General features: G+C 49.1%; 24 protein-coding genes and 1 pseudogene. 14 read left to right on the forward strand and 11 right to left on the reverse strand.

Features of this window, described 5'->3' with window-relative positions; translation table 11 throughout:
• Positions 1 to 202: 202 nt before the first annotated feature.
• The 4 genes from IE064_RS06995 to IE064_RS07010 are packed head-to-tail and all read right to left on the reverse strand — an operon-like array spanning position 203 to position 3,861.
• On the reverse strand, positions 203 to 814 hold the full coding sequence (locus tag IE064_RS06995; RefSeq protein ID WP_189617225.1) for a TlpA disulfide reductase family protein: 612 nt from the start codon (positions 812 to 814) through the stop codon (positions 203 to 205).
• Positions 811 to 1,287: a heme lyase NrfEFG subunit NrfF gene (gene nrfF / locus IE064_RS07000; RefSeq protein WP_189617226.1), complete on the reverse strand. Its 477-nt coding sequence runs from the start codon at positions 1,285 to 1,287 to the stop codon at positions 811 to 813. The genes IE064_RS06995 and nrfF overlap by 4 nt, the downstream gene beginning before the upstream one ends.
• Complete coding sequence (locus IE064_RS07005; protein ID WP_133040408.1) at positions 1,284 to 1,862, reverse strand: DsbE family thiol:disulfide interchange protein; 579 nt, start codon at positions 1,860 to 1,862, stop codon at positions 1,284 to 1,286. Before IE064_RS07005 ends, nrfF begins: the two co-directional genes overlap by 4 nt.
• A gap of 16 nt (positions 1,863 to 1,878) precedes the next feature.
• On the reverse strand, positions 1,879 to 3,861 hold the full coding sequence (locus IE064_RS07010; protein WP_133040409.1) for a heme lyase CcmF/NrfE family subunit: 1,983 nt from the start codon (positions 3,859 to 3,861) through the stop codon (positions 1,879 to 1,881).
• A gap of 456 nt (positions 3,862 to 4,317) precedes the next feature.
• On the opposite strand from IE064_RS07010, the gene ccmI reads away from it, so the two are divergent.
• On the forward strand, positions 4,318 to 5,610 hold the full coding sequence (gene ccmI, locus IE064_RS07015; protein ID WP_189617227.1) for a c-type cytochrome biogenesis protein CcmI: 1,293 nt from the start codon (positions 4,318 to 4,320) through the stop codon (positions 5,608 to 5,610).
• A gap of 73 nt (positions 5,611 to 5,683) precedes the next feature.
• Here the strand turns inward: ccmI and tnpA are convergent.
• Both tnpA and IE064_RS07025 read right to left on the reverse strand, forming a co-directional pair.
• Positions 5,684 to 6,019 (reverse strand): annotated as a pseudogene (tnpA, locus tag IE064_RS07020) (IS200/IS605 family transposase); the annotation flags it as partial.
• Positions 6,020 to 6,055: 36 nt separating this feature from the next.
• Complete coding sequence (locus tag IE064_RS07025; RefSeq protein ID WP_189617228.1) at positions 6,056 to 6,355, reverse strand: c-type cytochrome; 300 nt, start codon at positions 6,353 to 6,355, stop codon at positions 6,056 to 6,058.
• A 325-nt stretch (positions 6,356 to 6,680) separates the two neighbouring features.
• On the opposite strand from IE064_RS07025, the gene ccmA reads away from it, so the two are divergent.
• Genes ccmA through ccmE form a run of 5 tightly spaced genes read left to right on the forward strand, consistent with a single transcriptional unit; the run spans position 6,681 to position 9,465 of the window.
• Entirely contained in the window at positions 6,681 to 7,328 is a 648-nt protein-coding gene (ccmA, locus tag IE064_RS07030) for a cytochrome c biogenesis heme-transporting ATPase CcmA (protein WP_189617229.1), read from the forward strand.
• Between the two features lie 8 nt (positions 7,329 to 7,336).
• A complete protein-coding gene (gene ccmB, locus IE064_RS07035; RefSeq protein WP_133040413.1) occupies positions 7,337 to 8,023 on the forward strand; it encodes a heme exporter protein CcmB in 687 nt (228 codons plus the stop codon).
• A 1-nt stretch (position 8,024) separates the two neighbouring features.
• Complete coding sequence (locus IE064_RS07040; RefSeq protein ID WP_133040414.1) at positions 8,025 to 8,768, forward strand: heme ABC transporter permease; 744 nt, start codon at positions 8,025 to 8,027, stop codon at positions 8,766 to 8,768.
• Positions 8,765 to 8,974, forward strand: coding sequence for a heme exporter protein CcmD (gene ccmD, locus IE064_RS07045; RefSeq protein ID WP_229799893.1), 210 nt, complete (start codon positions 8,765 to 8,767; stop codon positions 8,972 to 8,974). Before IE064_RS07040 ends, ccmD begins: the two co-directional genes overlap by 4 nt.
• The gene (ccmE, locus tag IE064_RS07050; protein WP_133040415.1) at positions 8,971 to 9,465 is read left to right on the forward strand and encodes a cytochrome c maturation protein CcmE; all 495 of its coding nucleotides are present in this window, start codon (positions 8,971 to 8,973) and stop codon (positions 9,463 to 9,465) included. The genes ccmD and ccmE overlap by 4 nt, the downstream gene beginning before the upstream one ends.
• A gap of 57 nt (positions 9,466 to 9,522) precedes the next feature.
• On the opposite strand, the gene yjjG is transcribed toward ccmE, so the two are convergent.
• The 5 genes from yjjG to IE064_RS07075 all read right to left on the reverse strand — a co-directional run bounded on the left by yjjG (position 9,523) and on the right by IE064_RS07075 (position 15,570).
• Positions 9,523 to 10,221, reverse strand: coding sequence for a pyrimidine 5'-nucleotidase (yjjG, locus tag IE064_RS07055; protein WP_189617230.1), 699 nt, complete (start codon positions 10,219 to 10,221; stop codon positions 9,523 to 9,525).
• Between the two features lie 69 nt (positions 10,222 to 10,290).
• Positions 10,291 to 11,664 (reverse strand): alanine/glycine:cation symporter family protein, encoded by a 1,374-nt coding sequence (locus IE064_RS07060; protein WP_229799895.1) that lies wholly within the window; start codon positions 11,662 to 11,664, stop codon positions 10,291 to 10,293.
• Positions 11,665 to 11,781: 117 nt separating this feature from the next.
• Positions 11,782 to 13,188, reverse strand: a complete 1,407-nt coding sequence (locus IE064_RS07065; protein ID WP_189617231.1) for an MFS transporter — start codon at positions 13,186 to 13,188, stop codon at positions 11,782 to 11,784.
• An 83-nt stretch (positions 13,189 to 13,271) separates the two neighbouring features.
• Positions 13,272 to 14,366, reverse strand: coding sequence for a phosphotransferase enzyme family protein (locus tag IE064_RS07070; RefSeq protein WP_229799897.1), 1,095 nt, complete (start codon positions 14,364 to 14,366; stop codon positions 13,272 to 13,274).
• A 10-nt stretch (positions 14,367 to 14,376) separates the two neighbouring features.
• Positions 14,377 to 15,570 carry a hypothetical protein gene (locus tag IE064_RS07075; protein ID WP_189617233.1) on the reverse strand — a complete coding sequence of 398 codons (1,194 nt, stop codon included), beginning with the start codon at positions 15,568 to 15,570 and terminating at the stop codon, positions 14,377 to 14,379.
• Positions 15,571 to 15,739: 169 nt separating this feature from the next.
• On the opposite strand from IE064_RS07075, the gene gmk reads away from it, so the two are divergent.
• The 8 genes from gmk to IE064_RS07115 all read left to right on the forward strand — a co-directional run bounded on the left by gmk (position 15,740) and on the right by IE064_RS07115 (position 25,666).
• Entirely contained in the window at positions 15,740 to 16,363 is a 624-nt protein-coding gene (gene gmk / locus IE064_RS07080) for a guanylate kinase (RefSeq protein WP_189617234.1), read from the forward strand.
• 58 nt (positions 16,364 to 16,421) lie between these two features.
• Complete coding sequence (rpoZ, locus tag IE064_RS07085) at positions 16,422 to 16,703, forward strand: DNA-directed RNA polymerase subunit omega (RefSeq protein ID WP_133040421.1); 282 nt, start codon at positions 16,422 to 16,424, stop codon at positions 16,701 to 16,703.
• Between the two features lie 28 nt (positions 16,704 to 16,731).
• Positions 16,732 to 18,852, forward strand: coding sequence for a bifunctional GTP diphosphokinase/guanosine-3',5'-bis pyrophosphate 3'-pyrophosphohydrolase (spoT, locus tag IE064_RS07090; RefSeq protein ID WP_189617235.1), 2,121 nt, complete (start codon positions 16,732 to 16,734; stop codon positions 18,850 to 18,852).
• A gap of 21 nt (positions 18,853 to 18,873) precedes the next feature.
• Positions 18,874 to 19,257, forward strand: a complete 384-nt coding sequence (gene ridA, locus IE064_RS07095; protein WP_133040423.1) for a deaminase RidA — start codon at positions 18,874 to 18,876, stop codon at positions 19,255 to 19,257.
• 455 nt (positions 19,258 to 19,712) lie between these two features.
• On the forward strand, positions 19,713 to 21,371 hold the full coding sequence (locus IE064_RS07100) for an AMP-binding protein (protein ID WP_189617236.1): 1,659 nt from the start codon (positions 19,713 to 19,715) through the stop codon (positions 21,369 to 21,371).
• A 139-nt stretch (positions 21,372 to 21,510) separates the two neighbouring features.
• The gene (locus IE064_RS07105) at positions 21,511 to 22,440 is read left to right on the forward strand and encodes a calcium/sodium antiporter (protein WP_189617237.1); all 930 of its coding nucleotides are present in this window, start codon (positions 21,511 to 21,513) and stop codon (positions 22,438 to 22,440) included.
• Between the two features lie 98 nt (positions 22,441 to 22,538).
• Entirely contained in the window at positions 22,539 to 24,614 is a 2,076-nt protein-coding gene (recG, locus tag IE064_RS07110; protein WP_189617238.1) for an ATP-dependent DNA helicase RecG, read from the forward strand.
• Between the two features lie 173 nt (positions 24,615 to 24,787).
• Positions 24,788 to 25,666, forward strand: a complete 879-nt coding sequence (locus tag IE064_RS07115; RefSeq protein ID WP_189617239.1) for a DUF3014 domain-containing protein — start codon at positions 24,788 to 24,790, stop codon at positions 25,664 to 25,666.
• The last annotated feature ends 274 nt before the right edge of the window (positions 25,667 to 25,940 follow it).

Genomic DNA, 25,940 nt, shown 5'->3' on the forward strand with positions numbered 1-25,940 from the left:
GTGGCTTGCGCCAATCTTTTTTCGCCCAGACAATTCAGCTTCGCTGCCTTGCCTGCAACACCGCCAGCATGTCGCTGTTGCCGTGTCAGTGGGTGCGCATTATAGGGAGCTTAATCTTTTGTGCAAGAGGGAATTTAAAGAAAAAAGATCGCTTGCCGATCTTTTAGACAAAAGCGATCTTTTTATCGGATCTTTGTGGTGTTTAGGAAGACTTTACTTCGGCGTGAGCTTCAGTCTGGCGCTGCTGTTCTTTCTCAATAAAGGTATTGATGAGTGTTTCGGCCTTGGGATCATCCCAGTCAACAAAACTACGCACAAACGCAATTAAAGTGCCATTGCCATCAAGAATAAAGGTGGCGGGAATAGTATCTAGCGGGAAAATAGCATCCAGTGCCATCTCGGGATCATAGAAACTGTCAAATTCTGGCATTCCCAACGAGGACAAGAAAGGCACTACCTGCTGTTTTCCACCTTGATCGATCGAAATGGGTAGAAAAGCAAATTTACTTGGATCGAATTTCTTACCGAAACGCTGCAATGCAGGCAGTTCCCGTACACAAGGCGGACACCAAGTGGCCCACATATTGATAAGCACTATTTTCCCGCGGTATTGTGCAAAATCATAGCTATTCCCTTGAGCGTCAGTGAAAGGAACTGGCTTCAGTGGGAAACCATGAGCGAGAATATTGATCTTATCAACAGTAGAATCGGGATTCGCCTTCACCATTGATTTAGGCAAAGCATCAGGATTGGCACTGCCTGCAAATGCCAGCAGTGACAATCCTAGGAATAGCGCAGATTGCAGCAACTTCATTTATGTTGCTTCAACAATTCAGCCAGTTGCTGCTGCTCTTCCGCCGACAACTCGGCTGGTTTTTCAGCATGGCTGCGCTGTTTGCGGATAAAAATAAATGCCACCAAAGCACCAAACAACAGTAAGGCAACCGGACCTAACCACAGAATGTAGGTTTTGGTTTCCAGACGCGGTTTGTACAGCACGAACTCGCCATAACGACTGGTCATGAATTCGATAATCTCGCTGTCACTCTTACCCGCATCGACCATCTTGTACACTTCCATACGCAGATCTTTGGCCACTGGCGAGTTGGAGTCCACAATATCCTGGTTTTGACACTGTGGACAACGCAAGCTGCGAGCCAATTGCATGGCATGTTCTTGGTTGGCTGCATTCTTGAACTGATAGGTGTCAACCGGGGTTGCTGACACCTGATAAGCGAAGCCAAATGCCAGCACTGCGCTCGTCAATATTTTCAGCAATGCTTTCATGACGCTTTTCCTTGTGTTGCATTTCCCTGCTGGGCAGTTGCCGCTTCTTGCTGCAACTGTTTCACCAGCGGGTAAATGGTTTCATTCCAGACGCGCATATCTACCGGCCCGGCATAACGGAAGCGGATGATACCATTGTGGTCAACAATGAAACTTTCCGGTGCGCCATAAACGCCAAGATCCAGCCCAAGCTTACCATCCGGGTCAAAGATATTGAGTGTATAAGGGTCACCCTGACGTGTCAGTTCCTGCACCGCCAAACCACGCTGATCCCGGTAGTTAATACCGTAGATTGGCACGATATTCTGCCGTGCCAACTGCAGCAAATACGGGTGTTCATACTTACAGCTAGGGCACCAAGTTGCCCAAACATTCATGATATACACCTGCCCCTTAAGGTCATGGTTGGAGATCATGGTCTTAGCGTCTTCCAGCTTCGACAGGCGGAATTCTGGTACAGGTTTACCTTCCAGGGCCGAATCCAACTGTTGTGGATTCAAGTACAGCCCACGGTACAAGAAAATCCCCATCACCAGAAACAACACCAGTGGAATAAAGAGTATTAACTTCTTCATATTCAAACTATCCGTCTCAGGCAGATGCCAGACTGGCTTTTTTATCACTTGCTACTGCATCGGCCACTTTCTGCTTTGCACGATAGCGTTTATCGGAAGCGGCAAACAGCCCGCCAATCATCATGAATACGCCACCGAACCATAACCAGCGTACAAATGGTTTATAGTTGAGGCGCACCGCAAACTCAGAACTGCTAACTGGATCACCCATAGTAATATACAGGTCACGGAAGAAGCCCCAATCAATGCCCGCTTCAGTCATATCCATAGTACGTACGTTGTAGATACGACGATCCGGTTTCAAGAAGGCCACTTCTTTACCATCTTTGGTCACGCGCACTTGCCCTTGTTTAGCGGTGTAGTTAGGACCTACCACGTCTTTGGTTTCCAAATAGTGGAAAGTATACCCAGCTAATTCCTGACTGATCCCTGGCCCCATACGCACGCTTTTTTCCTGGGAGTAGTTAGACACCATAGTGGCACCAACCACTGACACGGCAATACCAAAGTGTGCAATCAGCATTCCCAACTGGCTACGACCAATACGGGCCAGACTCAGTTCAGCGTCGTTCGTCGGTTTAGCTATGTTGTATGCCGCCCGCAGCGTAGACAACAATACCCACAGTGCCAAACCCAAACCAAACATTACCCAAGCGTTAAACTTACCATCAATCACAAATGGCATGGCAACGCCGAACAGCAACGCTACCGCAGCAGGGAGCAGCAATTGACGCTGCAACTCACCCGGCTTAGCTTTCTTCCAGCGAATATTCGGGCCGATGCCCATAAAGGCAAACAAAGCTAGAGCCAAGGGTACAAATACGGCGTTGAAGTATGGAGGTCCAACAGAAATTTTCCCCATATGCAGTGCATCAATCAGCAGCGGATAGAGAGTCCCCAGCAGTACTGTTCCAGCAGCAACGGTCAGCAGCACGTTACAGACCAGCAGCATGGTTTCTTTGGACAGTAATTCAAACCGAGCCGGACTGCTCATTTCACTGGCACGGAAGGCGAATAGGGTCAATGAGCCACCGATAGTCAGACCAAGTAACAACAGAATGAACATACCGCGACTTGGGTCGGCAGCGAATGAATGCACCGAAGTCAACACGCCAGAACGTACGATAAAGGTACCGAGCAGACTCAGTGAGAATGCAAAAATCGACAACAACACGGTCCAGTTACGGAACGCGCCGCGCTTTTCAGTCACGATCAGTGAATGCAACAGTGCAGTACCGACTAACCAAGGCATAAAGGAGGCATTTTCTACCGGATCCCAGAACCACCAGCCACCCCAGCCCAGTTCGTAGTACGCCCACCAAGACCCCAGAGCAATACCACCGGTCAGAAAAATCCAGGCGGCAAGCGTCCATGGACGAGTCCAGCGTGCCCAAGCAGAGTCAAGACGTCCACTCATCAATGCTGCAATAGCAAAGGCGAAACTCACGGAGAATCCAACATAACCGAGATATAACATCGGAGGATGGAAAATCAGGCCTACATCCTGCAACATCGGGTTAAGGTCACGGCCTTCCATCGGCGCTGGAGACAAGCGCTCAAACGGGCTGGAAGTCAGTAACATGAATAGACTGAAACCAATCACGATAACGGCCAAAATGGCCAGTACGCGGGCGGTAAATACCTCTTCTAACCCTTTACTGAAAAAGGCCACTGACGAGGTCCAGATGGACAACGCAAATACCCAGAACAACAGCGACCCTTCATGCCCGCCCCAGACTGCCGCAATCTTAAAGAAGATCGGCAATTCTGAATTGGAATGATGTGCCACATAAGCAACTGAGAAATCATCCACTGCAAAGCTGTATGCCAGAGAAACAACAGCAAGAAGAATAAATAAGGTCATACCGTAACTAAGTGGCCAAGCATAGCGCACCAAGTACTGGTCTTTTCGGGCAACACCGATCAATGGCACAGTGGCAAGCAAAACCGCAAATGCTAGCCCGATTATCATTGAAAGATGTCCAAGTTCTGGAATCATGGTTTTTCCTCGGTTCTACGTTCCGCATCATTCCCTAAAGGAATAACGGCCTCACACACAACTTAGGGATAAAAAACCTAAGCTAATGAATAATATAAAAAATAATACTTTATTAACTAGAATATCTTATTTGAGCTTTGGCTCATTTTAGTATTTGCTTTTGTTCCTGTCTGCCTCTTTGCGCGAAATCTGGGTGACGGCTCTCATTCTGTTGCAACGCCCGGATTTTCTTCATATATCAGACACGACTCTTTGCTGTGACAGAGGTTACTCATATAAGTTTCATAACTTTTTTAGTGGTGAATTGGAACTGTGAACCAAACCCCAACTATCGCCTTTAACCGTTAAGACTATGGTTATATTACTGTTCAATGAAACATCTTTACGTATAATTTGCGCTCAAGGCTTGCGGTAGGCGACTTTCCGCTTTATCTCCAACCAAAGTGAAATACAATAATGACCACATTCTGGATTTTCATCGCAATCGTTGTGTTGATCAGTTTAGCGCTGATCTGGATCCCGCATTTCCGCCAGAAAAAACTCTTGGAAGCGGGTGAAACTGAAGTACGTAAAAAAACCAATCTGGAACTGTTCAATGAACGCCTGGCGACACTGGAAAGAGAACACAGTGAAGGCTTACTGGATGAACAGGAATTTGACTCTCTGAAAAAAGAGCTCGAAATCAGCCTGCTGCAAGATATGAAGCAAGCGAAGGATGAAACACTCGAAGTATCAACCAAACCTAGAGGCCTACTGTGGCCAAGCCTGATGTCAGTCGCAGTTTTAGGACTTGCAGGTTATGCCTATTACCATTTGGGTGCTTACCAAGAAGTTGGAACCGTGAAAGCCTCGCCGGCGGACCCGCACGCAGGGATGACGCCTGAGCAACTGATGGCTAAACGCGTAGAGATGCTAGAAGCGGCCGTACAAAGTCAGCCAGATGACAGCCAGGCATGGTTTAGTCTTGGTCATGCTTATATCTCTGCCGGTGAGTACGATAAAGCGGTACAGGCCTTTGATAAAGTAATGGATCTGGTTGGCGTACACGCCGAACTGCTCGGTCCGAAAGCTACCGCACTGTATTACAAAGCGGGTCAGCAGATGATCCCAATTGTACAGTCGCTGATTGATCAGTCGCTGAAATTGGATCCCAAAGATCCTTCCACCTTATTGTTGGTTGGGATGAACGCTTTTTACACGGCTGACTATCAGAAAGCTATCGATAGCTGGCAGATCATCCTCGATAGTGATCGCAACGATGTTGACAGAGCAGCGCTAATTGATGCAGTTAACACCGCGAAAATGCGTATGCAGGGCGATACTACAACCATGCCAAATGACGCTACCCATAATAAGTTGAAGCAAGAACAACCTGCTGAAAATACTGCAGCAACCCAATCAGCCAGTGCAGGAAAGGTGACTGTTCAGGTTTCTGTGGCTCCTGAGCTAGCGGCTAAGGTCAGTAGCACAGATATGGTGTTTGTCTTTGCCAGGCCAACCGAAGGCCCAAGTGTACCCGTGGCCGCAACCAAAGTCAGCGCTAAGGCCTTACCGGTTACGGTGACACTAGATGATTCCACCAATATGGGCGGTAATGTTAAGCTGAGCGACACTAAAGCGGTTGAGATCATCGCAGTGCTGTCCAAGCATGGCAATGTGAAACCACAAACGGGCGATCTGCAAGGCAAAATAGCCAGTGTAGATGTTGGTGGTAACGGCTCGCTGGTATTGGATACTGAAGTGAAGTAACCATTCTCACCGAAAGTAAAAAACCACCTTCTGAAGAAGGTGGCTTTGTGATTACCCCCTAAAGGGGGGCCTTCTATACAAGAGCAAGCTCAGCTTGCTCTTGTTTTTCGACTCTTTCTTGATGGCGGACATACCTGCGAATTATTTCTTCATTAATACCAACAGAATCTACGAAATAACCCCGTTGCCAGAAGTGATTTCCCCACATTTTGTTCTTTCGCAAATATGGAAATTTGCTGAATAGCTTCAGCGCCACCTTCCCCTTTAATGCACCCATCAAGTTGGATATCGATAGTTTCGGTGGAACTTTGACCACTAAATGCACATGATCCACTTGAACATTTAATTCCATCACTATGCAGCCTAACTGCTGACAATATATGTGAATACAACGATAGACTTCCTTGCCNCGGCATTCGCCGGTTTTTTTATTGATTACATTGCGTTATTTTTTCTTCGCCATAAAGTCAATGGCCTGTTTAAACTCTTCATCCGAGCAACTGCTACACATTCCACCAGCAGGCATATTGCCCTTACCGTCTTTGACACTCTTGAGCAAACTATCCATGCCTTTATCCATCAATGACTTCCAGGCAGTTTCCTGATGCGCTCTTGGCGCGCCACCCACGCCACTAGCATGACAAAACATACAGGACTTGTTATAGACTGCTTCGCCGTCTTGAGCTGAAACGCTGGCCGCAAAACTCAGCGCAGCAAGTGCGGCAATGATAACTATCTTTTTCATAAACTTCGTTCCTAAAGCAAAGACTTATCAAGTACACAGCTGCCTTATGTAATGTGGCAGACTTTTTGTTCAATGCCCCATCAGCCTACATCAAAGTATCTGGAAACACATCTTTTTGTGAGCTGACTCTCATCTTACAATGGCTTAACAGATAAAGTTTTATAAATCACTAATATATTAATCACTCATGAAAAAGTTCCCAAAAGATCCCTTTTATTGGAAGCGCATCAAATTGCTGAAACTTAATCAAAAGCAGATGTAAACCCAATTGTTGCTTTATGTTAGGATCGTTGGCGTTCAGAAGTGCATGTTTATCGAGGGCTAAGTGACAGCACAATCCAACCCACCATTACTGTCTGCAAGCCACCTCACTTGTATCCGTGAAGAGCGGGTTCTGTTTGATGATCTCAGTTTCGAGATCAACGGTGGCGATATTGTGCAGATTGAAGGCCCCAACGGTGCGGGCAAAACCAGCCTGCTGCGGATCCTTGCCGGCCTCTCCCGCCCCTATGGTGGAGAAGTGCTGTTTCAAGAAGACCCCATCGTCCGTTGCCGCGATGAATTCAATGAAGCTCTGCTGTATCTCGGGCATCTTGCTGGCGTCAAAAGTGAGCTGACGGCGGAAGAGAACCTTAACTTCAACTTAAGGATCAGTGGCTACGCTCAGTTTGATCCAAGAGAGATTCTGGCAAGGGTTAACCTTACCGGTTTTGAAGACGCCTTGGCAGGGCATTTGTCTGCTGGTCAACATCGTCGTACAGCGCTCGCGCGCTTGTGGCATACCGATTGTAAAATCTGGATTTTAGATGAACCCTTTACGGCTATTGACAAAAAAGGGGTGGCGGAACTTGAAGAATTGTTCATTGCCCATGCCAATAATGGCGGTTGTGTCATTCTCACCACGCATCAGGATATGGGCATCATCTCCGATGACAGATTACGCAAAATCCGCTTGGATTATCGGTTCATATAGGGAATAAGATGAACAGAGGCATCAGTTACACTCAGGCATTTTTCACCCTGCTCCAGCGCGACCTGAAGATTGCCGTGCGTCATCGCGGTGATATTTTCAACCCGTTGCTGTTCTTTATTATCGTCGTGACCTTATTTCCATTGGGGATAGGCTCCGAAGCCAAAATTCTCAGCCGGGTAGCACCGGGGATTATCTGGGTTGCCGCTTTGCTAGCCTCAATGTTGTCGCTGGAACGACTGTTCAAGGCCGATTTTGTCGATGGTAGCCTAGAACAGATGCTGTTAAGCCCTCAGCCATTGCAACTGCTGGTGTTGTCTAAAGTGCTTGCACACTGGCTGTTGACCGGTGTGCCGTTGATCATTGTTGCCCCATTATTGGCAGTATTACTGCACATGGACAGCAATGCTTATCCCGCACTGATTGAAACCCTATTATTGGGAACCCCAGTGTTAAGTCTCTTGGGTGCCATTGGTGTGGCACTGACAGTAGGACTGCGTAAAGGCGGGGTGCTACTGAGTTTGTTAATCCTACCGCTATATATTCCAGTGTTGATTTTTGCCACTGGCGCGATAGAGTTTGCCGCAACTAAACAACCCTATGATGGTCAGTTGGCGATTATTGCCGCTCTGCTGGTCGGATCCTTGGTTTTGGCGCCCTTTGCCATTGGCGCCTCATTACGTGTGAGTACAAACTGATATGTGGAAATGGTTACATCCTTACGCTGAGCCCCAGAGGGCATACCAGTTGGCCGGGAAATTCATTCCTTGGTTATCTATTCTTGCCACTTTAATGCTGCTTACTGGCACTATTTGGGGCATGGTGTTTTCACCAACGGATTACCAACAGGGCGACAGTTATCGCATTATCTTTGTGCATGTGCCAGCGGCCTCTATGTCGATGAGTGCTTATATCGGCATGGCTATTGCGGCGTTTATAGGTCTCGTTTGGCAAATCAAACTGGCTGACTGGATGGCGGCTTCCATTGCCCCGGTTGGCGCGGTCATTACTTTTATTGCGCTGGTCACTGGTTCCACTTGGGGTAAACCGATGTGGGGCACCTGGTGGGTATGGGATGCACGCCTGACATCCGAGTTAGTGCTGCTATTTCTGTATCTGGGTGTGATCTCGCTCTATGCTTCGTTTGAAGATAAAGTATTAGCCGCTCGGGCTGCTGGTATTTTGGCTATAGTAGGTGTAATTAATATTCCTATAATTAAGTATTCTGTGGATTGGTGGAACTCTCTGCATCAGGGCTCTATCAAAATGACCGGTAAAACTGCCATGCCACCCGATATGCTGGTACCACTGGTGATCAACATTCTAGGCTTTGGGGTGATGATTGCCGCATTGAGTTTGGTACGCTTCCGTGCAGAAATCTTGGCACGTAACGGTATGCGCCCGTGGGTAAGGGAACTGGCACAAGCTGAAGGAGTCAAATGATGCAAGCACAATTCCAGTCCGTAGCAGATTTTTTCCACATGGGAGGTTATGCCTTCTACGTGTGGCTGTCCTACGGTATAGCTTATGGCTCATTGGGCATATTGATTGGTTTCTGTATCACCCGTAAAAGTCGGGTACTGAAAGAGATAGCAGCAAAGGTCCAGCGTGAAGAACGTTTGGCGCAACATCGGAGTAACAAACAGTGAACTCAAGACGCAAAAAGAGATTAGTACTCGCCAGTGCGCTGGTAGGCGGCGTTGCAGCAGTGGCCTCTTTGCTGCTGTACGCACTGAACTCTAACCTTAACCTGTTCTATACGCCGTCTGAGATCATCAACGGCAAAGTCGATACTGGTGTAAAGCCAGAAATCGGTGACCGTATTCGTATTGGAGGCATGGTCACAGAAGGCTCTGTGGTCAGGGATCCTAAAAGTTTAGATGTAAGCTTTGCTGTACACGACGCCAACGGCGGCCAAGTGACCGTCACCTATGACGATCTGTTGCCGGATCTGTTCCGCGAAGGTCAGGGTGTTGTTGCCCAAGGGGTGCTGGTCGCCCCTGGGAAACTGCAGGCGACCGAAGTATTGGCAAAGCATGACGAAAACTACATGCCACCAGAAGTAGCGGCAGCCATGGGTAAAAACCATCAGAAGATGGAATATACCGCAGAACAGATGGCGTCCGGCGGTAGCAAATAAACGACTACGTTGTTAACAATAAAAAAGGCGCTATTAGCGCCTTTTTTATTGTTATGTTTAAGCGGCACGACAAAGTAACTGCTGCAACTCAGGTAATGACTTGACTTCATAATGAGGGTCTATTCCCTCCGGTCGAGCCACCCCATGGCAATTGAGCCAGCAGGTGTGTAATCCCGCATTCAAGCCGCCCTGTACATCGGTATGGGGATTGTCGCCAACCATCAGCACTCGCGTGCGTTGAGGGTGGTTCATCTGTGCCAACGCATGCTCGAAGATCGCTTTCTCCGGTTTAGGTGCGCCAACTTCTTCGGAAATCACCAGCACATCGATTAATTCAGTTAACCCGACTTTATCCAAGCGGATACGTTGTAATGCTGAAAAACCGTTAGTGATAATGCCGAGCTTGGCACGACCTTGCAGGCAACGCAGCAGTTCATTCGCACCAGGCAACATTTCACATATGTCAGCCATCGCCAACAGATACTGTTGGTTTAATCGCAACGGTGCCACGCCCAATCGCTGCCCCCAAGCGGCAAAACGGCGGCTTTGCAGTGTTTCTGCATCAATCTGCTGCGCTTGATAAGCCTGCCACAAAGGCACATTTGCCGCTGAGTAATCAGCAAATTCAGCCGGGCCAAAATCCACCCCATAGTGGGAGAACATCAGCCGTAAGCCTCGCTCTGCATCGAAGTTAAACAGCGTATCATCAGCATCGAACAGCACCCAGTCATAATCTGGGTGGTGGATAGTAGTCATAGTTACTCCGGCGGACTTACCCCAAACAGCCGCAGATCTTAAACAGATAACGTCATACGAAGCAATGAGCTACACCATGCCCTTGCTAGCGAGTCGGGAAAAGTAATCCCTTGCCGCCACTTTCACTTTGGGAGCTAAAAGTAACGCAGACAACATCGTGGGTATCGCCATCAACGCATAAGCACCATCGATAATGTTCACCACATTCCCTAAGCTGGTTGTCGCTGCAAATAAGATAGCTGCCAGATAACAGTAAAGGTAATAACGCAGGTAACGACTGCCAAACAGAAAACGGAAACATTGACTGCCATAAAATGCTTGGGTAAAAATCGTCGTAATTGCAAAAAAGAAGACGCACATCATTAATAAATACGGACCAATCCCTGGGATGGTACTCGCAAACGCGGCACTGGAAAGACTAATGCCATCAATACCACCATAACGCCAGACACCCGAAATCAGGATGATCAGCGCGGTAGCAGTACACACCAGCAAGGTATCAATTGCAGGCCCCAGCATCGCTACCAACCCTTCCTTCACTGGCTCCGCTGTCCGCGCACTGCCGTGCGCCATCACTTCAGTGCCGATGCCTGCCTCGTTGGAAAACGCTGCCCGTTTTACGCCAATCAACATCGTCCCTAACAAGCCCCCAGCCACTGAATTTATCGAAAAAGCATCTTCAATAATCATTGCCAGATAATGCGGGACTTCCCCCAGGTGACTAATCAAGACATATAAGGCACAGGCAACATAAATCAGGATCATGGTCGGAACCAGTCGCATCGCCACGGCGGCGATACGGGTAATACCCCCCAACACTACGCTAGCTACCAGCAACATGACACCAATACCAATGCCAAGTTCAAGCCAGAACTGCTCTCCGCTAACTGCCGCAGCACCTGGGGCCATAAATAGCTGCTCTTTGAGGATCTGCACCAACTGATTACTGTTAAACAATGGGGCGTTTCCTACCATCCCCACAACTGCAAAAAACACGGCCAGAGGCTTCCACTTAGCACCAAGTCCCTGCATTACAATGTACATAGGGCCGCCCTGCACCTGCCCAGTGTCATCCTTGCCGCGATACATGATGGCAAGCGTACAGGTAAAAAACTTAGTGGCCATACCCACCAGCGCACTCATCCACATCCAGAAAATTGCGCCAGGTCCACCGGCAGCAATGGCTAACGCTACGCCACCAATATTACCCATGCCTACAGTACCAGCCATTGCGCTGGATAACGCGCCTGCATGGCTGATATAACCGTCGGCGTTTGGCTCATCATATTTGCCACGGACGATATCGATGGCATGTTTCAGATAACGAAATGGCACAAAACCGGAATACAGCAGAAAAAACAGCCCGCCCTCTACCAGCAGGACTAGCATATGCGGCCCCCAGGCATAGTAAGCAAACGCTGCGGTAGCTTCAGCAAACGTCACGTTGTTAACTCCACGTTAATTTTGCCTAGCGTATCAAGCTGAAATACTTAATCAAGCCATAGCGCGCCAACTGCGTTTTTATTCAACGAAAATGAATAAAATTTAAAATAAAGCGTGCTAGTCACGTCGTTTTTTCGCTACCGTCAACCAGTCCAATGCCACGCCAGAAATGGCATTGAAACCTCGAATACGAAATACCAGTTGCAACAATTGCGGCCGCGGCCTAAGTTTTGGCTCCACAGAGCGAGGAATAAACCACAAAGCTACCACTGCCCGTAGCACGGTAGAGACCAGAAACACCACGAAAATTGGACTCCCCAGCGACCAACCACTCCAGCTTAAGAAATTGGCGGCCTCACTGGCGATAACACCGCCACACAGTGCCCCAACAAATACCAGTCCAGCACTCAGCGCCGCTTGCAGTGCCGCGTAACAAGCAAAGTCTGAGCGGAATGGTCGGATATCATAAAGATAGTTAGCGGTACTCAAGGTAAAGCCGCTCCAAGAAATACCGGAATAAGCCTGGATCAATAGGATGTAATAGAAATTATCGGAAAACAGCCAAACCAGCGGCAGTGTAGGGATCATGCAGGAGGTGATAATCATCACTAACCGGTTACCGTAAAGATCACTGAAACGGCCCCAGAAGTTCAAGGTAATAAATTGAGTCAGGATTGACGCGACACTGCTCAGCACAAATTGCAGGTAGCTGAAATGCAATTCCTCCAGCATATATACCGCAAAAAAGGGGGCTGAGATGGCAACCATGGCCTGCATGCCCGCCACAAATAAGCTGTACTGCCGAAAGACTTTATCTTTCCAGGCATCCCGGAACTGTCGCAGTGTTTGCATAAAAACGCCGGGAACATGAGGTGTAGTCGGCTCTGGATCGTGCATTAACCACAACAGCCATGCCGACACCAAACGTCCTAAAGCTACGGCGGTAAACAGCAGCGAAAATCCTAACCAAGCCATCGCAAACGAGTCGGTCAGATTCAGGACTGTGCCCCCCAGCAGAAATACCACTAGCGAGGCTACCTGCGTTAAACGAGTGCGCGCCGCGAAGAAGGCTCCCCTTCGACGAGCGGGAACGATAGCCCCCATCCAGGCACGCCAATGCGGTTGGATCAAATTCAAAAAACTCTGATATAGCATCGCTAATGGAATAAACAGCCAGACGGCGTGCTCACCCGCCAGAGCTGCCAGTAAGCCCATTGCGAGTACGCCAATAGCTTGCAAGGTAGCACAAGCCACAATGAAATGGCGTCTAGGGAAATGGCTAGCGAGCCAAACTGATAGTAACTGGCTAATGGCACCAAATAACTGAGGTAAGCCAGTCACCCAGCCCATCTGCGATAAACTGGCACCAAGAGAAATAGCAAAAGCGTTAAAGAAATTGTCGCTGGTCGCAGTCATCGCCGATGATGCCAGCGCTTCCTGTTGCGAACGTTTTAATGTTAAGCGTAACCAAGCATTGCGTGGGTCACGCTTCAACGAAACATCTGCCTGCTTAGCCTCGGCCATAATCCTCCACAATAACCTTGTGTTGAGAGCATAGTCGCATTACTAGCCGATTATGGAGTAAGCCAAACACCAATACCAGCGCATCACTTATCCAACACGGCTCTGAGGACCGATTGTTGCGCTAATAACTGCTGGTAAAGGGTAAACTGGTTCGCCGCCCGCTCCAGATTATGCTGTGGATGCGTGATGCGAAAATAACGGTCACCGTCCAGATAATCAGTCAAAAACCGTACCGCTAACATCAAGGTCACGACTCGGGTTCCAAGCCATAGACTCTGCCGTTCAAGAGATGTCATAGTCGTGCCGAGCGCTTGTTGCCAGCCCGCCACCAGCGCCGCAAAATAATCTGGCATCATGCGCACCCGTTGTAACTCTGTTGCATCTTCCGCGACAGCAGCACAGCAACTGCGCACCATGTCACCAAAATCGTACATCAAGGGTCCAGGCATGCAGGTGTCTAGATCCACAACCGCTATTGGGCACGGTTGCGTCAGTGCAAACAGCAGATTGTTGATCTTAGTGTCGTTATGACAGATGCGTCGCGGCAACAACGGTTCAATTTCAGCCAGTTCAGTCAATAGTGCTTGCTGAGAGAACGCAAAATCACACCATTGGCGACACCCGTCAAGCCGCTTTAAACGGTCAGTTTCCGCCACCTGTCGCAACGTATGCAACCTCGCGGGGAGTGAACGAAACGCCGGAATCACTTCCTGCAAACTATCAGGATTAAGATCGGCTAGCGCAGCGACAAACTGACCAAATGCTTGCGCCAACTGCGTTGCCTGTTGCACAGAGCTCAATTGCTCAACACTGCAACTGTTGGCGATATAACTCATCGCCCGCCAAAAACCCTGCGCCCCTAAATCAATAGCAAAGTCACCACTCAAGGTTGCCAACGGCTGAGTCACTGCTAATGGATAAGCCGTTTTTGCCATAGATAAATGCTTCGCAATAACCACCGCATTATTAATCAAGGCCCAAGGTTGAGGAAAAACTGTGGTATTAATGCGTTGCAATACAAAGGTTATTTGCGGAGTAATGACCCGCCAGGTACCGTTGATATGGCCATTTCCCAAAGGTTGGATCTGTGTCTGACACTGTTGTTCTTCAGTAACATAATGTGGCAAGACTGCATGTTGAATAAATGCGGTAGTCACTGCGGCAGTTGCATGAGACAACAGAAAATCCTCAGTCCAGATAATGGCTGAAAGCAGCGTCGGCCTGTAATGCCGCTTGGCTACCTTTAAGGCTGAAATCATAGCCACAGAGCTTGATGCTGCCTCGCAATGCCATATTGTTAATCAACACTTTGGTATCCAGCGGGCTGAATCTAGCTTCTACTTGTCCATTGCTGTCAACAATAGCCACCTGCAACGGCCGGAAACGGCTGTCATCGTTAAATACCAGTTCAGCACAGCGTTTATCACCTTTAGCGGTTGCCAAATCCCAGATAACACCGGGAGTTAAGGTGTCGCCAAGCCAACTCAGGGACAACACATCCCCCTGCAACGACAGGCCGAAATGGTCGGGCAGTTTTATTGTGGCGCGCGTTGCGACCACATCGACATCGTTCTGGTGGCTAGTCACTGTAGCAGCGGTTGTATCATTATCTGCTGTGGCCGGGCTTAACCACCACACGATAACCACCGCCAGTAGCAGCAACACTGCGGTAAAACCGCCCAGTGGCTTACGATAATGCCATGCTTGCTGCAGTACCTCAGCGCCGACATCACGCCAGTTGGCCAGCATGGCCGAGAGAGACCCTGGTTGTGCTTCATCCTGCCAAACACTATCAGTCCGTGGATCGTTGTCATCTGCGTTATCGTCATTAACAAATGGCTTCTCTACAGTCTCGGCAAATACTGAGGTGGTGAGTGTTTGCTCATCGGTATTGGCCATCATAACCGCTGAAACGCTAGTTCTTACCCCACCTAAGGTAGGCTCAACTCTACGACCATTGGACTTTGGCGATAAGTCCACAGGCCCAGAATATCCCTGAATATAACTACGGCGATTGACCGCGCCTTTACTGGGAACCGCTGGCAGCAATGCCAACCCAAGATGTAATAAGGTCGCCAGAACCAAACCTATCTTAAGATAGATGCCACTGCTTCCAGCGGTGCTGGATAATGCCGTTAACACTAACAGCCAAGGAAAAATCGGCGTGATGGCCATGGGTAACGGTCTGCCGGCATCACGTATCCGGCGGACGGCCGACGCTTGCACGGCCACCAACAACAATAAACCGGGCGTCCAAATGAAATACCCATTGCCAAACAGCAACCACAGCAGCATCAACAACAGATAAGCGGCAACACTGATCGCGAGGTGACGCCAGCCACGGTCAAAGCCCCGAAAACAGATAAGCGATTTAAACAGCACGATATCCTCTTTGCTAAGCTTGTCGCTGCAGTAAAATAATGTGATGACAGACTAACGAATTTACACTCAAATGTCAGCGGCACTGGTAAGGCTTTCACCACGGTCTTATAATGTCGCCCCTGTTTTTCCGTCAATCAGCCAATAACCGACGTTATCCGGATATAAATTTATGAGTGCCCGTGGAAACCTATTTATTGTGTCGGCACCCAGTGGCGCAGGAAAATCATCCTTGATTGCTGCACTGCTAACCGACAAACCCACAGATATGCAGGTGTCTGTATCACATACCACCCGCAAACCTCGCCCGGGAGAAAGCCACGGACAGCATTATTATTTTGTCTCTGTCGATGACTTCAAAACATTGATCGCCGAAGGTGCCTTTCTTGAGTGGGCCGAAGTTTTCGGTAATTACTATGGCACATCCCGCAAGGTGATTGAGCAAGCACTGGCTGATGGCGTTGATGTGTTCCTCGACATCGACTGGCAAGGTGCACTGCAGATTAAACAACAGATGCCGGAAGCGATCGGCATTTTTATTCTACCGCCATCGCGCGCGGAGCTGGAGCGGCGTCTAACCGGCCGTGGACAGGATTCAGCCGAGGTCATTGCTGCACGCATGGCGAAAGCGGTTTCCGAGATGTCGCACTATAAAGAATACGATTTTATTATTGTGAATGATCAGTTTGAGCAGGCGCTGGCCGATTTGCGGGCAATTATCCGCAGCCAAAGGTTGACTCAAGCTAGTCAAATCAATACCCACAGTGATATGCTTAAAGGTCTGTTGGCAGACTAGCTGTCATCGTGTACACTTTTGCGTCATTTTTTCACCGAACACACTGGAGTTCCAACACATGGCTCGCGTAACTGTAGAAGACGCCGTAAAGCAGATCGGCAACCGTTTTGACATGATTATGGTTGCGGCTCGTCGCGCCCGTCAGATCGCCGTTCAGGGTAAAGATCCCCTGGTGGAAGAAGAAAATGACAAGCCAACCGTGATCGCTCTGCGCGAAATTGAACAAGGTCTGGTAAACGCGCAAACGCTGGAAGCTGATGAGCGTCAGAGCGTGCGTGAACGTGAAGCAGCTGAAATTGCTGCCGTGGCTGCCATTGCTGAAGGCCATCAGTCGCTGTAAGGCAGGCTGCTAGTAGGAGTATCGCCACTTGTATCTGTTTGAAGGTCTCAGGGAAGCCGCGGCCGCTTATCTGGAGCCGGAGCAGGTAGAATTACTCAAACAGGCTTATCAGGTTGCGCGTGACGCTCATGAAGGGCAGATGCGCACTAGTGGCGAACCCTATATTACCCATCCGGTCGCTGTAGCCCATATTTTGGCCGATATGCGTCTCGATCATGAGACGCTGATGGCGGCATTACTGCACGACACCATCGAAGACACCTATGTCACTCACCAGGATTTGACCAATATGTTTGGCGAGTCGGTGGCAGAGCTAGTGGAAGGTGTCTCCAAGCTCGATAAGATCAAATTCCGCGACAAGAAAGAAGCCCAAGCCGAAAACTTCCGCAAGATGATGATGGCGATGACTCAGGACATCCGGGTCATTCTTATCAAATTGGCTGACCGTACCCATAATATGCGTACCCTTGGCGCTTTGCGGCCAGATAAACGTCGCCGTATCGCTCGTGAAACGCTAGAAATTTATGCGCCGATTGCCAACCGACTCGGTATCCACAATATTAAAACCGAGCTGGAAGATCTGGGGTTTCAGGCCTATTACCCCATGCGCTATCGGGTATTAAAAGAAGTGGTGCGGGCCGCCCGAGGCAACCGTAAAGAGCTGATCCAAGGCATTGAGGCAGCAGTGCATACCCGTCTGGAAGATACCGGCATCCATGCCAAAGTTAAGGGACGGGAAAAAAACCTCTATTCCATCTATAACAAGATGCGCAGCAAAGAGTTGCAATTCCAGGAAGTGATGGATATCTACGCGTTTCGAGTGATCGTTGACAGTGTTGATACCTGTTACCGCGTACTTGGCGTGATGCACGGTCTTTATAAGCCGCGGCCGCTGCGATTTAAAGATTATATTGCGATCCCTAAAGCTAACGGTTATCAGTCACTGCACACTTCGTTGATTGGCCCCCATGGCGTGCCAGTGGAAATCCAGATCCGTACCGAAGATATGGATCAGATGGCCGACAAAGGGGTTGCCGCACACTGGATGTACAAAAGTGGTCAAAGCGCCGCCGCTCCTGGCACTAGCGGCACCACCACACAGTTGCGCGCCCGCAAGTGGATGCAAAGCCTGCTGGAATTGCAACAAAGCGCTTCGTCTTCCTTTGAGTTTGTCGAAAACGTTAAAACTGAGCTGTTCCCGGACGAAATCTATGTATTTACCCCAGAAGGTCGCATTCTAGAGCTGCCGGTAGGTGCAACCCCGGTAGACTTTGCTTATGAAGTCCATACCGATGTGGGTAACACTTGCGTGGGTGCCAAAGTGAATCGTATGTCCTACCCGTTGAGTCAACCGCTGTTATCCGGGCAGACGGTTGAAATCATTACCGCCAAAGGGGCCAAGCCTAACGCGGCGTGGCTGAATTTCGTGGTGACTGGTAAAGCGCGCTCTAAAATCCGCCAAGTACTGAAAAATCTTAAAAAGGATGAGGCGATTGCGCTGGGCAGACGCTTACTTAACCATGCCTTAGGTGACAGCAAGCTGGAGCTGTTCAGTCAGGAACAGATCGCCAAAGTGGTTACCGATACCAAACACAAGGATTTTGATGAACTGTTGACCGAGATTGGCCTCGGTAATGCCATGAGTCTAGTGGTTGCTCAGCGGCTCAAAGGAGACTCTGTAGACGCGCAAAAAGGCGACGATGACAGCAACTTGATGCCTATACGTGGTGCCGAGGGCATGCTGGTCTCTTTTGCTAATTGTTGCCGTCCGATTCCCGGTGACGCAGTTATCGCTCATGTGAGTCCCGGAAAAGGCTTGGTGGTGCATATGGAAAACTGCGCCAATATCCGAGGCTATCAGAGCGAACCCGATAAATATATTCCAGTGCAGTGGGATGCAGTGGATGGTGCAGAGTTCCAGGCCAACGTCCGCATCGAGATTGTTAATCATCAGGGAGCGCTAGCGAAAATCACCAATATTATCGCTGTAGAAGGCTCCAATATCAGTAATATCAGTACTGAAGAACGCGATGGTCGGGTATATCTGATCCATCTGCGTATTTCCGTTCGTGATCGCGTGCATCTGGCAAATGTGATGCGCCGTATTCGTGTCCTACCGGAAGTGCTGCGCATTTCCCGTAACCGCTAAACCAAGGAGTCCGCAAATATTATGGCTGATAAAGTGATTGTTGCGACGGATAAAGCCCCTGCCGCCATTGGCACCTATTCCCAGGCCGTCAAAGTAGGCACCACAGTGTATTTGTCAGGGCAGATCCCACTGAATCCCACCAGCATGGAACTTGCTGGTGATGACTTTGAATCTCAGGTCATCCAAGTATTTGAGAATCTGCAGGCGGTATGCCAAGCTGCTGGGGGCACACTGGCCGATATGGTTAAACTCAATATCTACATGGTCGATTTGGCTCACTTTGGCAAAGTTAACGAAGTGATGGGACGCTATTTCCAGCAACCCTACCCTGCCCGTGCCGCCATTGGTGTCAAACAACTCCCTAAAGGTGCCTTGGTGGAAATGGACGGTGTGCTAGAACTCTAAAGCGGATAACACGAAAAAGGCGCTTAAATAGCGCCTTTTTTCTAACACAATGATTATCTAGCGACCATTAGTGAAGACTGTTGCAAGCACAAGACCCACTTTTTTAAACCAGACATCAGCACAATATTGCTCTGCGGGGGTCGACGTATATTCCAACCCATTATCCAGTTCTGTTTCACGATGCCTAATACACTGTCTTGCATCATAAATTTGTATTGGGGAAACACTTCTCGCAGATTGAGCAACACCTGTTAGCGCAAAAATATGGCATCGGTCACCAGATAACCACCATCAAACTCTAATGGCAACAAGCCGTACATGCTCATCGGATTTGCACCAAGGTAATTTGCCCCTCATAATCAAACAAGCGTTTTATCTTTTAGAAAACATAACGTTTTCGCTACTGTTGTATCTCTGGGGAGTACAACGGCGAGTTAACCTGTATGAGGAAAGCCATGTCTGCATCGTATAAAAGCCCGATAGAAATGCTAACTCAATGGGCTGATGTCCAGGGAGATGCGGTGTATTTGCGACAGCCGGTAAAAGGGCAGTTCCGCGATTACAGTTGGCGTCAGGTACAACAAACCATGCAACGTCTAGCGGGCGCTTTGCGTCATCTTGGCTATCAACCGGGTGACAAAATCGCACTGCTGTCGAAGAATTGTGCCGAATGGTTCATCACGGATCTAGCACTAATGTACGGCGGCTACATTAGTGTTCCCATCTATCCGACCGCTAATGCCGATACGATTCGTTATGTCCTAGAGCATAGCGGCAGCAAGGCCATTTTTGTTGGCAAATTGGATCACTGGGCGGAGCAGGAAGCCGGTGTTGGCGGCGAACTGCTGCGACTGGCATTGCCTTACGATACTATGCCCGCACAATACCAATGGTTGCAATTGTTAAATATGGGGCAGCCGTTACTGGAAGCGCCAGAGCCCTCTGCAGAGCAGATAATGACGCTTATCTACACGTCCGGCTCCACGGGAAAACCCAAAGGGGCCGTGCAAACCTTTGGCAGTTATAGCTGGACCTGTAATGCCGTGGTGCGCGATCTAAAAGTTCATCAACAGGATCGGCTGCTGTCCTATTTACCGCTGGCCCATATCACCGAGCGCGTGGCGATGGAGGGTTCGTCGTTTTACGCCGGCTGCCCGGTTGCCTTTGTGGAAAGCTTGGAGACCTTTGTCGTTGACGTACAACGGATGCAACCTACAGTGTTCTTCTCCGTTCCACGGCTGTGGACCTTGTTTCAGAAAAATATTATCGATAAGGTCGGCAGCTTTAAAAAACTCAATCTGCTGCTGAAAATTCCGCTACTGAGTTGGTTAGTAAAACGCAAAATCCATCAAGGTCTTGGTCTTAGCAAGTCACGACTACAAGGCTCTGGCTCCGCACCAATTCCACCATCGTTAGTGCAGTGGTACCACAGCATTGGGTTGGACATCTGTGAAGCCTGGGGAATGACCGAAAATTGTGCTTATTCCATTATCAATTATCCGTTTGATGCCAACAAAATCGGTACTGTCGGTAAACCGATAGTTGGCTGCAGTATTAAACGTTCTGCTAATGGAGAACTGTTAGTCAAGAGCCCAGGGCTGATGAAAGAGTATTACAAAGCCCCCGAAGCCACCGCGACCGCCTTTGATGAAGAGGGCTATTTTCGTACCGGCGATCTCTGTGAGATTGATAAAGATGGCTGTGTCAGTATCACCGGGCGGGTAAAAGACAATTTTAAAACCGCCAAAGGCAAGTACGTAGCACCGGTACCAATAGAACGGAAATTGGCACAGGACCCGCACGTTGAACTTTTATGTGTAATAGGCTCAGGACTACCTCATCCGGTAGCGCTAGTACAACTCTCAGAAGGCGCTACATTACAGCCGAGAGATGAAGTGCGGGCATCGCTAAAAGCGACGCTGGATACCATTAACCCCAATTTGGAATCCCACGAGACAGTAGATGCGGTCATTGTGGTGAATGATCCTTGGACCATTGAGAATGATGTGCTGACGCCGACATTAAAAATTAAACGCCACGTATTAGAGCAGCGTTACACGGCAAAAGCTGACGGTTTGCGAGGTGCCCGTATTGTCTGGGAAGATGAGATTTAATTTGCATCCACAAAAAAGGTTCCAGAGGTAATGGGACCTTTTTGACATATTCTGTCAAAAAATCTTGCTTTGCTTGTGAAACCCCTTATGCTGGCACTCCTGCAATCACGATCATAATCTATTTACGAGCAGTGAAAACATGTTGATTTTTATGTCAATTCTGGGTGGCTTTCTGATCCTCACCTTTGGCGCGGAAGTGTTAGTCCGGGGAGCCAGCGCAATTGCGTTGCGTCTGGGAGTGACACCACTTGTCATCGGTCTGACCATCGTCGCATTCGGCACCAGTGCGCCAGAACTGGCCGTCAGTGTCAAATCGGCACTGGCTGGCAGCCCAGGCATAGCCTTAGGCAATGTGGTAGGTTCTAACATTGCCAATATTGGCTTAATCCTGGGATTAACAGCGCTGATCCGTCCGGTTGGCGTACAATCGCAAATGGTGCGCCGAGATATTCCATTGATGATTGCTGCCTCAGTGCTGGTATGGCTGTTACTGCTGGACGGTACCCTTGGCCTACTGGACGGGCTGTTGCTGTCATTACTGCTGTTAGGGTATCTGGTCTTCAGCTATTACTCAGCGGATGAAAATGATGCGGAAGAGATAGAAGCTGGTCCGCGCAATCCGTTGCTGTCACTGGCATTTATCGTTGTAGGTATCGGCTGCTTAGTGGGCGGTGGGGTGTTGTTTGTTGACGGCGCAGTAGCGTTAGCACGAGCCTTTGGGATCAGCGAGGTGGTCATCGGTCTGACCATCATCGCCATCGGTACCAGTATGCCGGAGTTGGTAACTTCCATGGTAGCGGCTATCAAGGGACAGAGCGATATTGCCATTGGCAATGTGGTGGGATCCAATCTGTTTAACCTCTTGGGAATCTTAGGTATTACCGCGCTGGTACATCCGGTCAGTGCCGCCGGATTCAGTATTCTCGACTTCTCAGTCATGCTGTTGTTAGCCATTTTACTGCTGCCGTTAGCACATCGCGGCTACCGTATTGGTCGGCGCGATGGTTTACTGCTGTTGCTGGCGTATCTGGCGTACATGGGCTGGCTGGTAACCCACGCAGTGGTGTGATAACACGTTCGCCGATGTTTGCGAGAAATTACAGCATTGTCAAAGGGGTAATCTTTGATAATATATGTATAAATTCACAGTAATCCGGTACTAACGTTTTGCAGAGACTGGATCTTATTCCCATCACCGAGCTGAAAGGCGTCGCCGCCAGAATGGCAGGCAAGCTGGACAAGCTGGGAATTCACACAGTACAGGATCTGCTGTTCCACCTACCGCTGCGCTACGAAGACCGCACCCGTATTTACGCAATTGCTGAGTTACACCCTGGTGACTATGGCACCATAGAGGCAGAAATCCAGTCGAGCCAGATAGTCAATGGTCGCAAACGCATGCTGTTGTGCAATGTGCGAGATGCTAGCGGCACTATGACCTTACGTTTTTTCAATTTTTCGGCTGCACAGCGTAACGCCATGCAGCAGGGGTTAATGATCCGGGCCTATGGCGAAATACGTCATGGCAACCACCAAGCAGAGATCATTCATCCAGAATACAAAATCTTCCGTCAAGGCGACGCGGTAGAACTCAGTGACAACCTTACTCCCATTTACCCCACCACCGAAGGATTGAAACAGGCCAGTTGGATAAAACTCAGTGCCCAAGCACTGGAATTACTGCAAGAAGGTGGTCTACAAGAGTTAATACCAGAGACTTTGCGACCCAATCAGCTAAGCCTAGCGACCGCGGTCCGCATACTGCATCGGCCACCTGCCGATGTGGATCTAGTGAGTCTGATGCAAGGACAGCATCCCGCGCAACAGCGGTTGGTGCAAGAAGAACTGCTGGCCCACAACCTCAGTATGCTGAAATTACGGCAACGCAGTAATCATGACAAAGCGGTATCGTTATGTGCTACAGGCCAATTATTGCAACCATTTCTTCAGGCACTGCCATTCCGGCCAACCGGTGCGCAACAGCGAGTTGTGACTGATATCGGCCATGATATGGCAAAAAACCAGCCAATGATGCGACTGGTACAAGGGGACGTCGGCTCAGGAAAAACCTTAGTTGCGGCAATGGCAGCACTGCAAGCCATTGAAAATGGCTATCAAGTGGCGATGATGGCCCCCACTGAGTTGTTGGCAGAACAACATGCGCTGAATTTCAACCGCTGGTTTACACCTTTAGGGCTAAAAGTTGGTTGGCTCGCCGGTAAACTCAAAGGCAAAATACGCGAACAGTCATTGCAGGATATCGCCGATGGCAGTGCACAGATGGTCATCGGTACCCATGCGATTTTTCAAGAACAGGTGCAGTTTCATAAACTGGCCTTGATCATCATTGATGAACAACATCGATTTGGTGTGCATCAACGCTTAGGACTACGTGAAAAAGGGGCAACACAAGGCTACTACCCCCATCAACTGATCATGACAGCCACGCCAATTCCTCGTACGCTGGCAATGACCGCATATGCCGATCTGGATACTTCCATTATTGATGAACTGCCGCCCGGGAGAACCCCAGTAACCACCGTTGCCATTAGCAATAACCGCCGACAGGAAGTGATTGAGCGAGTACGTAAGGCCGCCCAAGAAGATGGTCGACAAGCTTATTGGGTCTGTACCTTGATTGAGGAGTCAGAGGTGTTACAGTGCCAAGCAGCGGAAGATACTTGGGAAGAGTTAAAAACAGCGTTGCCACAACTGCGGATTGGGCTAGTCCACGGGCGGATGAAAAGCGCGGAAAAACAGCAAGTCATGGACAGTTTTAAACAGGGAACATTGAACCTGTTAGTCGCCACCACCGTCATAGAAGTGGGCGTGGATGTGCCGAATGCCAGCCTGATGATCATAGAGAATCCCGAACGACTCGGTCTAGCACAACTTCATCAGCTAAGGGGGCGAGTAGGACGAGGGGCAATCGCCAGCCATTGTGTGCTCCTGTATCAACCGCCACTGTCGCTGACTGCGACCAAACGGCTGGGCGTGCTCAGACAAAGTAATGATGGCTTTGTGATCGCCCAGCAAGATTTGGAAATACGTGGTCCAGGTGAAGTTCTGGGCACCCGCCAGACAGGTTTGGCAACAATGAAAGTTGCCGATTTGGTGCGAGATCAGGCATTGATCCCACACATTCAGAAGCTGGCACAACATTTAATGCAGCAAGCGCCGGAAAATGTTGATGGCATTATCCAGCGCTGGCTGGGTGACAGACAACAATATGTACAAGCCTGATCAAAAAAACGCTGCTGTTCAGGTGATATTCACGCAATTTGCCGCACAATATCCGGCAAAGGATTCTGTTACATAATTTCCACCTGTCCGTCTGCGGCAGTCGGGTGGACAACCACTCCAAAATTTGCAGAATGAGGGGGCGCTCCTCACTGTTGGTGAAGAAAGGATATCCTATGCAAGTCAATGAAGAAGACCGAATTACTCACGGCAAACAAGTGGCCAGTAGCAACAGTATTGTCTGGGGTCTGGCGCTATTGGTAGTGGTACTGGCCGGAGGCGGTTGGTATTACCTGACCAGAGACGAAACGCCGCAACAAAGTGAGGAACAAGCAGCGGTCAGTCTGCCAGATACCGCACCAGAACAACCGTTGCCAACTGAGGCTCCGGTACCGGAGCCAGAGCCACAACCAGTTGTGACGCCACAAACTCAGCCCGCGGTAGCAACACCGACAACGCCGCCCCAAGAGCCTTTGCCAGCACTCGCCGAAAGCGATAAATTTGTGCATGACAAAGTAGTAAAAATGTCTGACGGCATGGATATTAATCCATTATTGAATGAAAATGACATGGTCAGACAGTTTGTGGTCTTTGTTGACAATTTGGCTCAGGGTGAACTGGCACGTAAAACTAGTCCGATGAAAGCGCCAACGCAAAAATTTACCGTGTCGGATATCACCAATAAAACCTATTTAGATCCAGACAGTTATCACCGATACGATGTCTACGCTGATTTTGTCAGCGGGCTTAATGATGAACAATTGCTGGCAACCTACAAGCAGATGTTACCGCTGCTGGATAAAGCTTTTACCGAATTAGGCTACCCCAATATCACGTTTAATCAGCGGTTACAGCAAGCGATAAAAGTGCTGTTGGCAACCCCAATTATTGAAGAGCCTATTGAACTATGCTCCATCAGTGTTAATTACAAGTTTGTCGACCCCAAATTGGAGGCACTGCCCGATGCGCAGAAGTTGTTGATCCGCATGGGGCCGGATAATACCCGGAAGCTCAAGAAAGTCTTACGGCGGCTGCAACCACTGTTACCTCAATAACTGACAAATGCCCATGTGACCACATGGGCATTTTCGTTAGCAGCAGATGGGCATTTTATTAGCTACAGAAGCGTCTGTTAACAAATACCCGCCATGCAAGAACGGTTTAACCGTTTCACTAACATGATAGTGATAGCGGCCTTTCAGGCAAAACCTAAATAAGTGTTCTCAATACCAGATCACAGAGGCCATTCCCAACATCGACACGCATAACTCCATCCATGGGGCTCCACCGCGCCATCCCTGACGCGGAAGATCGACTTATCGGAATAAC

The organism is Shewanella fodinae, from assembly GCF_014651955.1.
In the GTDB taxonomy this organism is placed as follows: Bacteria; Pseudomonadota; Gammaproteobacteria; order Enterobacterales; family Shewanellaceae; genus Shewanella; species Shewanella fodinae.